The organism is Paenibacillus anaericanus (assembly GCF_003994475.1).
GTDB classification, from domain to species: Bacteria; Bacillota; Bacilli; order Paenibacillales; family Paenibacillaceae; genus Fontibacillus; species Fontibacillus anaericanus.
The window spans coordinates 1-15,140 of the sequence record NZ_RZNY01000057.1; the positions used below are offsets into that span (position 1 = coordinate 1).

At 38.6% G+C, this 15,140-nt stretch carries 13 protein-coding genes and 1 pseudogene; all 14 read right to left on the reverse strand.

The window, feature by feature from the left end; genetic code table 11:
* Positions 1-98: 98 nt before the first annotated feature.
* A complete protein-coding gene (locus EJP82_RS27020) occupies positions 99-710 on the reverse strand; it encodes an ATPase (RefSeq protein WP_127195184.1) in 612 nt (203 codons plus the stop codon).
* A complete protein-coding gene (locus EJP82_RS27025) occupies positions 703-882 on the reverse strand; it encodes a hypothetical protein (protein WP_127195185.1) in 180 nt (59 codons plus the stop codon). Before EJP82_RS27025 ends, EJP82_RS27020 begins: the two co-directional genes overlap by 8 nt.
* A 145-nt stretch (positions 883-1,027) precedes the next feature.
* Entirely contained in the window at positions 1,028-4,249 is a 3,222-nt protein-coding gene (locus EJP82_RS27030) for a chromosome segregation protein SMC (RefSeq protein WP_127195186.1), read from the reverse strand.
* The gene (locus EJP82_RS27035) at positions 4,246-4,881 is read right to left on the reverse strand and encodes a hypothetical protein (protein ID WP_246054454.1); all 636 of its coding nucleotides are present in this window, start codon (positions 4,879-4,881) and stop codon (positions 4,246-4,248) included. Before EJP82_RS27035 ends, EJP82_RS27030 begins: the two co-directional genes overlap by 4 nt.
* Positions 4,882-4,906: 25 nt before the next feature.
* Complete coding sequence (locus EJP82_RS27040) at positions 4,907-6,382, reverse strand: hypothetical protein (protein ID WP_246054453.1); 1,476 nt, start codon at positions 6,380-6,382, stop codon at positions 4,907-4,909.
* Positions 6,358-7,665 (reverse strand): DUF2399 domain-containing protein, encoded by a 1,308-nt coding sequence (locus tag EJP82_RS27045; RefSeq protein ID WP_127195187.1) that lies wholly within the window; start codon positions 7,663-7,665, stop codon positions 6,358-6,360. The genes EJP82_RS27040 and EJP82_RS27045 overlap by 25 nt, the downstream gene beginning before the upstream one ends.
* A 176-nt stretch (positions 7,666-7,841) precedes the next feature.
* Positions 7,842-8,396 (reverse strand): RNA polymerase sporulation sigma factor SigK, encoded by a 555-nt coding sequence (gene sigK / locus EJP82_RS27050; protein WP_127195188.1) that lies wholly within the window; start codon positions 8,394-8,396, stop codon positions 7,842-7,844.
* A gap of 586 nt (positions 8,397-8,982) precedes the next feature.
* Positions 8,983-9,060, reverse strand: a pseudogene (locus tag EJP82_RS28700) (sigma factor-like helix-turn-helix DNA-binding protein); the annotation flags it as partial.
* 60 nt (positions 9,061-9,120) lie between these two features.
* A complete protein-coding gene (locus tag EJP82_RS27060; protein ID WP_127195189.1) occupies positions 9,121-9,363 on the reverse strand; it encodes a hypothetical protein in 243 nt (80 codons plus the stop codon).
* A gap of 14 nt (positions 9,364-9,377) precedes the next feature.
* Complete coding sequence (locus tag EJP82_RS27065; RefSeq protein WP_127195190.1) at positions 9,378-9,743, reverse strand: hypothetical protein; 366 nt, start codon at positions 9,741-9,743, stop codon at positions 9,378-9,380.
* A 164-nt stretch (positions 9,744-9,907) separates the two neighbouring features.
* Positions 9,908-13,810, reverse strand: a complete 3,903-nt coding sequence (locus tag EJP82_RS27070; RefSeq protein WP_127195191.1) for an OmpL47-type beta-barrel domain-containing protein — start codon at positions 13,808-13,810, stop codon at positions 9,908-9,910.
* Positions 13,776-13,976 carry a hypothetical protein gene (locus tag EJP82_RS28100; RefSeq protein ID WP_170220319.1) on the reverse strand — a complete coding sequence of 67 codons (201 nt, stop codon included), beginning with the start codon at positions 13,974-13,976 and terminating at the stop codon, positions 13,776-13,778. Before EJP82_RS28100 ends, EJP82_RS27070 begins: the two co-directional genes overlap by 35 nt.
* 10 nt (positions 13,977-13,986) lie before the next feature.
* The gene (locus EJP82_RS27075; protein ID WP_127195192.1) at positions 13,987-14,574 is read right to left on the reverse strand and encodes a hypothetical protein; all 588 of its coding nucleotides are present in this window, start codon (positions 14,572-14,574) and stop codon (positions 13,987-13,989) included.
* A gap of 353 nt (positions 14,575-14,927) precedes the next feature.
* Positions 14,928-15,140, reverse strand: a 213-nt coding sequence (locus EJP82_RS27080; RefSeq protein ID WP_211350337.1) for a hypothetical protein, incomplete at its 5' end; no start/stop codon positions are given.

Consider the following 15,140-nt stretch of genomic DNA (forward strand, 5'->3'; position numbering starts at 1 on the left):
AAGTCCTCCATATCTTCGCCTGTGTTATCGAATTTCTTGAGGTTATGGACACGAAGTGATGTAAAAAATAAACTGATTGCGATCGCTCCCGATTCGAATTAGTTTACTTTTTTTGTTTTGTTCCTGATCAGTAATTGTCGTTCAATCATCTGTGCCCATTCAGGCAAATCATCTATATAATATTTTATCCCACTTTTATCTGCTCCAAGAATAATTTCACCATCTGTTTTACTATTATCAATAATGACTAATTGATCTAATTGATCCAAGTGAGACAACAGATTATTCATACTCGTTACGTTACGTCTGATAATATCCGCGGTTTCAATGTGATGACCACCATTTTGCACACGCGTAGCAACACGTTCAATATTAAGTCGAACATCCCCTAGTCCTACATAAAACATAATGATTTCAAAACCTTGTTCCTTTGCATCTCGCATCTGTCGAATAACGTTACCACCCGCTAAAGTAGTTTCTACAGTGAAATCCCACTTATTTCGGATACATTCTCTGGCTATTCTTATGGCTGCTTTTCCAGCAGATACTTTACTCTTTTCGGGATGCACAGTATCAATTTTGCGAGCTAGTGCATCCGGATCAATATTCACACTTACACCAAGTCGGTCAACAATCAAATTACGGATGGTGCTCTTACCACTTCCATTATTACCAGCAAACACAAACATGGTTGCAACTGTCTCAGTCATGGGTAGATTCCTGTTCATTCATTTCCTTGATCTCACCTGTGCTATATTCTTTAACAAGCTTGCCCTCAGCTGTTTTATATACTATATATGTCCCATTTGCCTTAGCATCCAATTTCGCACGATCACCCGTTAATCGAATCAATTTAGCAAGGTCCTGCGTAAGATTCATCATTTATACAAACACCTCATTTTTTATTATAGCTCGAGTATAACACAGTACATTACATATTAGCTTAAGTCTGTATGCATCATACAACCAATTAGCCCGTAAGAATGATCTGTGTATTTCTCACTCGCTAATTCATTTCTCTCACCCGTCATATACGTTTCAAAACTAACCCCGTCACTTTACTTCGCGGTACAGTAGGATCATGATGCACAATGTACGCTTTCGAGAATCGATCCAGATAAGAGTTCTCATGCGACTTTGGCGACAGGATAATCAATTTACGTTGTAATTCACCTGCATAAAGATCAAATACCTTTAACTTCCTTTGCTCATCTAACGCGCTATCAAATTCATCCATGACTATAAATCCAGGTGCCGTTTGCAGATTCTGCAATAAAGCCAGAGCAAACAGTAGTGAACTGAGCGATTCTTCTCCTCCAGAAACACCTTTGCCAACTCTTCCTCCACGAGCCTTCACACTAACATCCTCTAATGTTCCTCGGTGCCCTTCCTTGCGAGCCTTTATGAATAAATGGAAGAGCACTCGACCTCGACGATCCTCTTGCTGATTCCAATCGATCTGTCCTTCGAATTGAAAAATGCTCATGTAGTTCTTAAATCGCTGTTGAATTTCAAGGACTCGCATATTGATTGTCGTCTCCAGCTGATCTTTCAATTTCTCCGCTCGTTCTTGATTCTCTTCAAACAGTAAACTTGTCCGCTTATACTCATCTTGCAATCGATGAACTTCTTCTTCAATCACTTTATAATTTTCAGGTGCTGCGGGATCAATGCCTGACTCATTTCTAGCACTGTTAAATGTAACTTTTCCAGACTCATACTCTTGACGGAGCTTTGCAAGTGATTGTTGTTTTTTTAAGAAGTTGGTTTCAAGTTCAAACTCTTTGTCCACCTCATCATAAATAAAACGCGCTACCCCTTTAAGGTTTTCAATATCTTCTGTAACCGTAAGCAGATTTATTTTAGATGTATCAAGAGCTTCTTTTGTATCTTTGATTTGATTGTCAATTTGATTAAGAGTACGCGATGCTCGTTGAATTTCGTCTTGATTATTCAAAAAATTGCGTTGTTGTCGACGTTCATTTCCTTCTATTTGTTCAACTTGCTCTTCCGCTGTATCAAAATGCTGCTTTAACGTATCCCGCTGTATAGATAAGCTGTGGAGATCTTGAGTCTTACGTTGTAACGTTTCAAACTGCCCCTTCTGCTGACCTAATTTCACATAAAAATCTGCTTCACGCTGTAGTATACCTTGTATATGCTCCAGCCTGACCCGTTTCTCAATAAACTCTATGTGCGTAGTCTTTACTTCATGAATATGCGCCTTCTGTTCCTGAAGGTTCTGCATCTCCGCTTCATACTTTAGAATCCTGCCTTCACGTTCATGTTTCTTGGTGAGAAAGGCTTCCGATTCACGCACGGATTGGATAATGGCATGTAATTCTTGCATAGTCTGCGTATCCCTCTTAATGGAGTCATGGAGACTCGCAAGAGATGTATTCAATTCACTAATTTTCTTCTGAATCTCCTCTTTACGTTTCTGCATAGCCTTCTGGCTTAATATATAACTCTTCTTCTCCTGTGGGCCTCGAATCCCCTTTGAGTCGCTGAGTACATCATTCTCTATTCGTGTCTCACCTGCTAGAAAGAATTGTTCTACCCACCATAAAGCCTTGACTGCATGTGGGAATACATCATCTCCTATCCCATTCTTCACACGAATTTGAAGTGTCTGAATTTCAGTAACAGAACGATCCGGTATTGTACTTCGTAAAGGAACATGATACAAATCGTTAGGAGCTTGTACGTACGAACCATCAAAAAATATCGCATACTTTATCGTCTCAAACTGTTCCTCCGCGTTAAGTCGAGCAGACTCGTTTAATTCAAGTAATTCATTTAATGCATAGGCACGTACACCCATGGCTTTAAACAAAGATAGTGATTCCCTTTGACGAGTTGACCATAATTGATTTTGCTCAAGCATGCATTTTTCATCGGATAACTCCTGAATTAGTTTAGACTTATCTTCTCGCTCCTGCTTGGATTGTTGAATTGATTGATCTAAGCGGTCAATTTCCATCTGTACATCATGACTGCTGCGATACTGTCGTAACCGTTCTTGGTGCATATGATCCAACCCTCTATCCTGTTGAATCAGCGCTTTCAAGTTAGAGCTTGAATCCAATATTTGCGCTATAACATCTTCGGTTTCTTGAAGACTAGCTTCCGCCTTCTCAATCTCGATATTCAATTCATTGAGCTGCTTAGTTATTTCCGATAGCTGCTGATGAACATCTTCTTCAGTTCGTGTAATTTGAGACTTTTCTTGATTAAGCTCCTTCAACTGGATATCTAATTCTCCAATTACAATTGTAGTTTCTTCAATTTCTTTTTTCACAACAGCTAATTGCTCCTGTAATAAAATGATTTTCGTATCAAGTTGTTCTTTTTCTTCTTGTATTTGTTTTAGCTCATTGTTCAATTGATCTCCTTGCTCCTGTAATATCCCGAGTCTATCCTTCGCGATCTCCTGATCCATGAGCAATTGTTCTTCCTTGGCTACTAAATCCACTTGTTCTTGCTTGTAGTAAATCTCTAATTTCAGTAAAGCTCCAGCGTACAGCTTCCCTCCTTCTACAAGCCGTTTCTGATTATCTTCATACCGTTCTAGAGCTGATCGCGCCATACCTAGCCATTGCTTCTTATTGGCTACATTTACTTCAGCCGTTCTTAAACTTTCATTTACATCCTTCAGCTGCTCCATACTTTCTTCCCAATTCCGCTGCACCTGATCAATACCATGCATTTCGGCAAAAATGCGAAACCGCTCCTGCGGATCCATAACTGCAAACTGATTTACCTCCTGCTGGTACCAAATCAGATAGAATAAATCTGGATCAATTTTATATTTGTACTGGAGATCCTTCTTGTAGGTGGTGAAATTGTATTGCCGATCACCCGATGTATATTTAATTGTTTCATCCCACTGTTCTGGATCATCCCCCGAATGTATAACAAATTCCTTCTTAGTCGGTTGTCCTGGTTCCTGTAGGATATAAACTGCAAATTCAACATAAGTAGGGGCATCAATGCGCATGCGTCCCTCATTCTTAAAGAGAAGTCGAATATGAGCCTTCCATGTATCATTCGGAAGGAGATTACGAGATTTCAGACCCTCAATATCCACCTTGGAAGAATATAGAACAACCCCCATGCAGTAGGTCACAGTAGATTTCCCTGCTCCATTAGGGCCGGTTATCAATATATGCGATTCTTTTCCTGATAAATCCATCACAGTAGGTTGATAATCTCTGATGCCAGTAAACCACATTTTCCATGGAATCATAGTTCTTCTTCAGTTCCTTCCTGATACAGATTATATCGTTTGAAGAATTTCAGTACTTCTTCTTTATTTAATTGATTGGATTGACTAAATTCAACAGTACGCCGTAAAAATGAATCCGAGAACATGTTTGCACCAATTGCAGTAATTGCATAAGCCTTCTCATTAGAATTTGTATCATATTCTTCAAGTGCACCGATTTTTTTCAGTTGGTCTATATTCAGATTCAAACGTTGATTTGCCTTTGTAGTCTCATGTCCAAGGGCATTTAACAGTTGATCAAATAATGTAAACTCATGCTGTAAAACTTCTTGCTGGTAAAATATAAACAGAAGGATTGCTAAACTTTCTTTAGACAATGTACTGCGTGCAGCTTTAGCAGGAACTCTCATCATGACGACGATTTGATCCTTTTTCTCATCATAAATCACTTTAAAATACCGGCTTACTGCTTGATTAACCCGCTTCAGAAATGAATCGAACTTCTCATGATCATCAGAGATCTTTAATTGCTTTTCCACCTCACGCCTAGATAATCCGAAATTCCCCGCACGTATTGTTGCTGAGGATGAGAATAAGAGATTCATAAAAACAATCTCCTCGACTTCGGTTAACATTCCTTTGATAGCCTGCATGACATTAAGAGGGTTCACATCTATTTCATGATTCAAGCTCATCATCACTCCCCTCATGCATATTTTTTGTGGCCCTATTCTTAATAGTGCAATTTTTTTTATTCTTAACCACTTGATTAATATCATCACGATTCATCCAATCCCATTCCTTTTCATAAATAGAGGCCTGGACTTTGGAATTATCCGGCGCTTCCTCCAATGTTAACTTCTTGCTGCCTACCAACGCAGATACCGCAGTAAGCGCATTAATCGCATCCCCCCACGCCGTAGATGTAGCTTCAATCATTACGGTCTCTATAGGAGCAGCCTCTACTTCCTTCATGAAATCTTCAATCGCTTCCGTTTCAATCATGGATTTAGTAAGCAACCACTCTAAATCTCCCATCATATCTTCTAGTTGAGCTATATCCATTTCCTCATTTTCGTATTCGATTTCCTGGACATCTTCTTGCATTAAGTCAACAATCGGCTCATAGTTTTCTAGATATTGTATGGCTTCACCAATTGCTTCTCCTGATAAAGGCGCAGCGAATTTAACCGGAACCCATATACCATCCATGGACTCACCCTCGTATTCATTTTGCTCCATAAAGCTCATAATTTGATGAGCATTAGGAATGTCTGATTCTTGAGGCGGATCATACATTTGTGCAATAAACATCCTTACTTTTTCCGGATTTATGGAGGACAATAGCATCGTTTGCTTCATCATCGTGAATTTAAGATATTTATTGATCATCCCCATGCTCAAATTCGTGCCGTCAGCAAGTGCAGAAGTTCCTGACTGCATTAAATTGCTGAGTACCAGACTGTCTTCTAACGTATGGAATTGGCGAAAACGCTCCGACAATTTAATTTCTAATTCCTGCATTAGCTGATGTATAATCTCAAGTTGAGGTAGCGCATTACGGTCAGCTAGCATCTCTAATTCTCGTTCTTTCATCAATTGAATTGCATTTTCAACGTTGCGAATCATACTGGCAATTTTATTACCACCCGATATGCCATGATCGTCATATGCTTCGCTAAGCTCAGCATCCCGTCTAGCTTGGAATAACGATCTGCCAATTTCATCATGCATATAATAGGCTAATGAATCATTTGCAAGACGTATGAGTGTATCCATCATCCGCTTACCTACATCCCGCATTTTTAGCTGTCTTGTTTGTTTGGATATCCAGTTATACTTCACAAGAACATTTACAATTTGTTCGACCTTTTTCTTACTTGGTGGTTCAAGGTCATCAAAGCGGTTACGATAACGAAAATATAGCGTATCTGCGTTTTCAATCGGTTCATCGAGTCCCAATGCTTCCTCATTAATCAATTGAATAATACGAAGAAATCGTAAAATTTCGATAGGTGTCTGCAGGAAGTTTTGTGAGTTGAGATCATTAAGAACCCCAGATAACAATGCAATATCCCTTAATGCCTGATGCATTTCCGGTTTGGATTCGTTTGTTTGAAAAATTGAAATTAATGGTTGATCCAGCTTCTCCAATCATCTGCCTCCCCTAACACGATCTCTTGTTCTGATTTCATATCTTGTAGTAAACTCTTCATGCTCTGTTGATACTCCGACCAATTGGTTATTATCGAGTGATCCGGACAGATCCATTTATGCCGCACAGCGTGTCCCATGAGCGATTGAAACATCTCTCCTGCAATTTGTAGTCCAGCTTCATCATAGTCGCTCCAAAAAATCGTTTGGTCGATACTACTATTCTGCAACAGTAGTCTGATGAAATGTTTATGCGCACTTCGAAGATGACCATCTACACAAACTATCAATGAATTTGTCTCCTGCAAGAAATGAGGTTCTGCTGACATACGAGTTAAAATGGCGCGATTCTCAACTAACCAGAGTGTTGTTGCTCTAGTTAAATAATGGTCTTGTGAAACCGAAATATTAGTTAAGGCATGTACAGGACCTGCTCGAAAATTCGACCACGTTCCTTCAATCTCTCCGGCAAAATAGATTGAAGTAATTTGTCCACCACTAATCATGCCTAACGTTTCCAAAGAATGTCCACTTATCGTCTCCAAAATATTTAGAAACACTATTTTATACGCATCAAATGCCTTTGAGCCTCCAATACCCGGGTAGTAATGCGCGCCAATTTCTTTCCAATCAAATATTTCTTTGCTACTAGAAATCAAGAGAAATGCTAATAAAAAATTTAAGCCTTCGATTCGTTTAGGTATACTCCAATTCGCTGGGAAAATATACTGATCCTCTAGATCATTAGGGCTCCATTGTAAACTACCTGACAAGAATAATGCCAAATCTTTCAACTGAAGTAATCGTTCGTCATGTAAATACGTGATTTTTTCCATTTTCTGCGCAGCATTCGACTGATATTTCGTAAATTGATTTAAAAAATCCCGATGCTCATCCGTTTGCTTATTTAATAAATATACATATAATAGATAGCCCATGCGGTACTGAATTCGTTCTACAGATTTCCCATCGCGTTTAAAACGAACTTCTTTCAAAACCCATCCTTTATGAAGCCAATCAAAAGTTTGTTGATTATCGTCTAGTGAGGCACGTTTTCCCACTGTCCAACTTAAAAGCTGCTGGTCCGGGAGGGCTCCAACAATTGAGGAATACTCTCGAGCAACTGTAATGATCCCGACTCTTCTTATCGTACGTGCTGTTCTTTTTACAATATCTATATCTATAAGTGAAGTTTCGCCTCTTGTTCTTGGCATCTCTAGCTGCTCATCTTTTCTCAAAAAAGATTGGCTAATAAACGAAAGCACATCATCAAAATTTTGCACTGAAGCCTCCTACACTAAATATTAGTTGTATTTTTTAAGCTACTTGTACAGTATACAAGAAAGCAAGAATCCCTACGATGAAATCCTACGTTTGTTTATGTTCCGGAAAACAAACAGCCAGTAGGATTGAGATATTAGTATCTCATCCCTACTGGCTATTATCCTACATTTCCAAGTCACCGCTTCGCCTTATAAAACTCATGATACAGCTTCATGAGCGCACGCTTCTCAATCCGAGATACATACGAGCGGGAAATGCCGAGCTCTTTGGCGATTTCGCGTTGGGTCCGTTCTTCTCCCCCATGCTCCAACCCGAATCTTCCTTTAATCACTTCCTGCTCCCGTGCATCCAAGATATCGAGATTTCGGTAAATTTTACTCTTCTCCATCTTGAGTTGTACCCGATCAAGGACCTCATCCGCCTCCGTACCCAGAATATCTATAAGGGTAATCTCATTCCCTTCTTTGTCCGTTCCGATTGGGTCGTGCAGCGAAACATCCTTACGTGTTTTTTTGAGTGAACGAAGATGCATCAATATTTCATTTTCTATGCAGCGAGCCGCAAAAGTCGCCAGTTTCGTCCCTTTGTTTGGACGAAAACTCTCAATGGCCTTGATCAGTCCGATCGTCCCAATTGAGATCAAGTCCTCCATATCTTCGCCTGTGTTATCGAATTTCTTGAGGTTGTGAACACGAAACGATGTCGCTTTCCAACTGAAATTTTTTAGAATCCGTGAGAACGCCGCTGGTTTATTAAACTAACGTTTCCCGTTAGCTTAATATTGGATTTCTATTTACAATCTTCAAAATGATCTTTTACATATCGAATCTCTTTCTTATAGTGAGACAACTGCCCCTCATCAATCACTTTTTGAAAGGCTTGGTTTCCATTAGCCGCAAATTTTTTATCGTCTTTAACAACACAATCAACCATTCAATAATTTAGCCTTGCAGATTGTTTGAGACAGGAATTCCATAAGATTCAAAAAACAGGTGAACTCTCCGACTGCGCTCTGCAGCATGTTTTTCACGCTGATAGAGTGCTACTTTCATTTTCCTTGAACCTCCAAGCGGTATCGATGTGTAAAGAGTATAGCATTGTCACACAGGCGCGGACCTGGACCTGCCATGTCAGCCGGCACTCCATTCGAAAGTCAAGATTATAAAGTGCTGCGTCATTATGGCAAATTACTTCGTGCTTGGCATCATTAGCGTATTCTACTTTGACCGACACCCCCAATATATGGATTATTATATAACTTCTATATCTATTATTGTTATAAAACAGCTCTGCAAAAAAAACTACATCACAGCAGGTCAATACAGCTTCATGAGCGCTCTTTTCTCGATCTTCGACACATAACTCCGGCTGATGCCGAGCTCTTTGGCGATTTTTCACATCATTTTGTTAATAAGCCTCCTTCCCAGTTTATTTGGAAAGGAGGCTTAACTTCTTTATTGGTTTACATGTTCTAACAATTCACTTTTCTTGAGGCAAATAACTTGAATACTTTCTCTTGTTATTCCATCATCAAGTATAAATGTAAGCTCGAAATCACCTTCGTTGTTGATTACCATTAAATCATTAAAACTCGCATATCCGTTTACATCGGTCAATGCTTCTTCAACCCCAACTAATTGTCCGTTACCTCTACTGAGTATAGCTTTTACTGAACGACCTTCAGTCGCTTCCCCCAAATAGTCAGACACAATCAGTATAGGTGTAAATCAAATTTCCCTTGGTAATTCATATACGTTGGATATTGATAAATACTCATTTTAAAGCTACTCAATAAAGCATTCACTACTAATTCTTCTTCGAATAATTTGTCCTTTACATTATTTCGATTTTGATCTGGGATAATATTAACATCCTCTTCAACTGCTGAATTTGTTTCTAATGACTGTTCTCTAACTGGTTCACTTGCATCCGATTGCTCTCCATTAAGTTTGACCTCAATATTCAACAATCCAACCAAATCAATCCCAACTAGGCGGAAAGTAAGATTATGGATTCCATCCGTAAATAGTGTTAAAGGAACAGTGGCGACTCCCTTATTGAACTCAATGTCAATCATAGTAATACCTAACTTAGAGAGGTCAATATTTCCGATTTTACCTGGGGTATCGTCGTTTAATACTTGGTATCCTGATAACTCAAGTTTACTTAGGCCAGAGAAATTTGTATCAACAGAATTATCAAGTCCATATACAGTTAAAGTTACTGTTGTCTCGTCCCTAATTACAACTGCCTCTTACTTGACTCCACAGCCATTTGATGCTGCAGGCCTCTCAAAGATAATTCAGAATATTTAATCCAGCCTACACTCGACCATTCCGACCATAAGTGCTCATCATTCACACGTACTTGGATCTGGTACGCTTGGCCACTTGGTAGCGGCTTCGTGACCGTCCAGGCATTGGCAGCTGCTGTCGTTGCCTGCTTCACCTCACCGGAATCCACCACTACCGCTCCGCTCGCATCCAGCACCTGTACCTGATACACTGCAAAGTTGGTTAATGCGACATCCTCTTGTGTCCAACGGATCGATGGATTACTTACATGACTTTCTTCCGGAGCGCTTTGGCTCCCTATTGGGTACGTTAAAGTGACCTGTGGTGCTGTATTCAGCTGTACCAACGCCGGTGTGCTGTGCGCTACCGTCGTTCCATCTCCCAGTTCCCCTTGGGTGTTCGCACTTCCCCATGCATACGTGCTTCCGTCTGCCTTCGACGCTACCGCATGGTTCTTGCCCACCGCTACTGCATCTATGTCGCTTAAGCCTGCCATTTGAATCGGTGTGTCATTCGTCCAATTCTTCCAATTCCATACGCTGCCATCTCCTGCAATCGCATAGTTGCTGCTGCCCCCAGCGATGCTCTCGATTCCGCTTAATCCATTCACCGGGGTTACCGCGGAGTAATTCCCTCCCCATACTACTACACTTCCGTCTTTCTTCAGCGCCAGACCACCGTTTGACGTCCCGATGCTCGCTATGTTCGTCAATCCCGTCATCAAGATCGCCTTCGTGGTAGGACTTCCACTTGCTCCCGGGATAAAATTGCTAGTGCTTACTCCCCAGCCGTATACGGTACCGTCAGTTCTAAGAGCATAAACATATCTGTATCCAGCTGCCAATTCACTGACTCCGCTCACCCCGATAGCTTGCACCGGCAGCGTTCGGGTTGTTGTCGTGCCATCTCCTAACTGACCATAGTCGTTAGATCCCCAGGACCATACCGTCCCATCGCCCTTCAAGGCGTAGCTGGTATTTCCGTTTGCTGCAATCCCTGTAATCCCGCTCAAGTTCTTCACTTGCACGGGAATCAGACTGTGCGCCCCATTCCCCAACTGACCATAGCCGTTAGATCCCCAGGACCATACCGTCCCATCGCTCTTCAGAGCCAAGCTGTGGCTTGTCCCTGCGGCCACCGAAAGGACGCCCGTCAGTCCAGGAACTTCCACCGCTGTTGTCTTGGAGGACGTTGTTCCATCTCCCAATTGGCCCTGGTTATTGAAGCCCCAAGCCAATACCTTGCCGTCTGACTTCACTTGAAGCGTATGATCAATCCCAGTGCCCACCATACTCTTAGGTGTTCGGACAACAAAAATGCCATCCAGTGACGAGTTAGTAGCCTCATCTCTCGCTACTACAGTAAAGGTATACGATCTATTCGCTACTAAGTTATTAAATGTAAACTCAGTATCAGTCGTACTTCCTATGAATACTGAATTCTGATAAACATCATAACCCGTTACTTCTACATTATCTGTTGATGGCAACCAGGATATTTTAATTTGATTATAATTATAAGATAAAATCTCAAACCCCTTGGGAGTTGTAGGCCTTGTCTTATCAACCTTTGCATCTCCCGAAACTTCCTCGCTCAAATTGAAAACATTATCTACTGCTCTTGCATAGACATTGTACAGTCCTTCGGTATCAATAATTACAGGAGTTGTATAGTCCTTCCACTCACCATCTTGTCCAATTTTGTATTGATATTTTTGAAATCCACTATCTGCGTCCTCGGAGTCGGATAAGGTTATACTAACAAACTGATTAGTCCACTTTAGGGGGACTATAGTCATTGTAGGTTTCGTCGGATCTGTCGTATCTACTTTTACAGTCTCCCTTAATATTTCTGAATCATTTCTATTTTTGTCCCTTACAAAAGATTCAAAAATATAAATACCTGTATCGGGTAAAGGAATCGGTGCAGTGTATTCTTTGAATCCAGATTCATTTAAATTATAAAAACTTTTATAAACACCTGATTCACTATCTTCACCAATTAAATTATAATAAACATTTTTTCCATACCATTCATTAACACCTTTTACACCATCAATACGTGAAGTAATAGTTGGAATTGTTTCATCTTGTGTACCGATGAGATCCAATTCAACTGAAGGAGATAAAGTACGATCAATAATTCCATCCCCGTTATCGTCTATCTGTAGTACGATTTGTCCATCTCTATTAGTTCCTGATGTAAAAATAGACGTTGGTGTTACTTCAACTTCATCAAAACGTATAGTTTTTTCTTCGACATCATTTCCATTAGTCCACACTAACGAGTAATTCATTATCCCAAGGCTTGTTCCTTTTAAACGAACGTTATAATTTCCTTCCTCTAATAGAGCAAATTTAGTTTTACTATCTTCATAATATTGTCCATAAGGAATTTTCGTCTCATATTTCTCAGCATTTATTGGTCCTGTATGATTACCCGATAAGTCATAAACATCTAATGTTACTGGACTATCGTCAATTTTTAATTTCAATACGCTAATACTGTTTGGTTCCTTGTGAATTTTTCCTGAAGCAAGTATATTGGGTTGGTTCTTTAATATATTTAATACTTGTTTTTGAACATCTGTATTATTGGCTAACTGGCCATGCTCCTCCTTAATATAATAAACTTTACTTGATTTAAGTTGACTTTTAACATTTGCACTCTTTAATGGAACTGTCCCGTCACCTAAGGCAGTTTTTATATCTGTAACTTGAGAAACCTCTTTATAAGTTTCATAATTAGCTAATACTATTTCACTTACAGTCGGAATTTGATCTCCTATTATGTAATATGAATCAATAGAATTGAGATTTTTCAAAACATTTAAATTTTCATGGAATTTTTTAGTTTCCTCCATCAGTTGATTATTATACCAAGTTCGTTGTTTTAGAAATGCTATTGTTGAATCGTATCCATAAATTTTTGTCTTCTCATAATGTGATCTCTTTCCTTTGGGAGTAATCTTATCTTCTCTAGATATATAGCTATTATTATTAATAAAATACTCTCTTGTAGGAAGTAACTGATATGCAGATATAATATTTGGCATAACATCTCTAATTGCACCTGCAATAACGTAATTTTGAACCGGAGTAGCAGCCTGACCTGTTTCAAATATTTGAACTGCTTTTGGAGCGCCTAAATATGGAGTTCCTAATGTTATCAATTTATCTATGTTTTTTCCATTACCTTGATTTATGTACTCAGTTGCTACAAGTCCCCCCATACTATGTGCCACAACAAATATTTTACCTTCGGGAATCTTGTTGTTTATTTCCTTATCAATAATTGGTTTTAGAAGTGAAGCATTCTCTTTTACACTCAGCCTCCAATCATACCCATAATTTATCACCTTGTAATTTTGTTTGGTAAAATAATCATCAAAATTCATGTACCAATCGAGAAGTGGTTTCCCAGGAGAAATATCATAGATACTCTTCCCGTCTTTACCCATGGCTATTTTAGCTATATCACTATAAACTTCTAAAGTATCTGGAAGCCATACTCTATCGTTTTTATTATTTGCGAGCAACTCACTCCCCATTATTCCTGGTATAAATATAATTCTGTCTTGATATACTTTTACAGAAACCTCATCAGAATAATCTTCTCCTCCACTTTCAGCAGGAGTAATAACAAATTTATAGATACCATCTTCATAATAACTACCTTTATAAGTTGAATTAGGATTTCCATTATTAGCAGTAAATTCATATGTGCCACTTAGTGAGCCGTTATAACTTTGATAGTCTTGCGAATGATAACTTCCATTACGATAAACTTTTATATTAACCGCATGTCCCCTATCATCAAAGCGATAGTGTATTTTTAATTGATTCTCCAAATTCTACAGTATATTTTTCTGCATAAGCATAAGTGCTCCTAATTCCAATATTCTGTAAATCATTAATGTTTTGAGCTTCTGCAATTTGTCCATAACTAATTCCTTCAAATAAGGAACATTGTAAAATAATAAAGCAAAGCAGTATTAACCTGATCTTTTTTATCATTATTTCACCTCTAATTTATTTTTTTAAAGTCAAATTCTTTACATATATCATATGGAGTACACTGGGTAATCCTTTTTTCTTTATCCAAATTCAAACCAATAACATAGTCATTATTATGATTATGAAAGGATAAACTCAACGCTCCGATATCAGGAAGTTTATCTAAAAGTTTATTAATTTCCTCCTTTTGAATATCTCCATTATTTGTTCTTACTAAGACAACATATACCCTTTGTCCATACTCTTCTGTATCATTCTCACTAGTATTAATATCAATCTTATACGGAATGCGAATTTCTTCTATTATTTGATCAATTTCACTGAATACATGTTTCTGTATTTCTTGTGATGGAATAGCTAGATTATGTTCCATTTTTGCTTGAATAATCTGTATAGTAGGTGTAGATAATAAAAATATTAAGAAGACGATAATATTAACAACCTTAAAAAGGCTACTATACCTATGTCTTAATAAAATAAAAATTGATACGTACCCTCCTATCATTATTAAAAGAATTGGAAGGAAAACTACTGAGGCGGCATTATCAAACTGTACAAGTCCCCCTCGTCCTGAAGACAATACTAATATAAACCCCAAAAAACCGCATATTGCCCCTAAAACTATACTAAACAAAACAAAAAATAACTTTTCAATAGTATTACACCTTCCTTTTATTCTTAGTGCTACTAAGTATATAAGATATTAAAAGTCGAATGTTGTCATTATTTGTAATTCACTGAAAGTTCTTTAAATATAACTATAGGGTATGTACCTCATTACATTGCAATAGTCGTCACACTTCTGCACCTGAATCGGATCCGTATCCTGAAATTTATCCACGAGCAACACTTTAATAACAATTTTTTACCAATTTAACATTTCTAAATAAAATATAACTTATTGGTCGATATTTTTTTGTGCTTACTCTCTAGCTCTCTTCGTCAATTACTTTACTTCCCCCTCTTCAATTCACCAACTATTAACGGAGATACTACACTATCCCCGCCCCTCATGCTCGAACGTATTTCATCTAGATAACCAATTGCCGTAACTTGAATACGTGACTCCTCACATCGTAATAACAGCTCAGAAACTAGTGTTTCAACAACATAGCGCTTCTCATGAAACTCCAAGTTTTCCCCTTTATTTCGAATAAAGTTGTT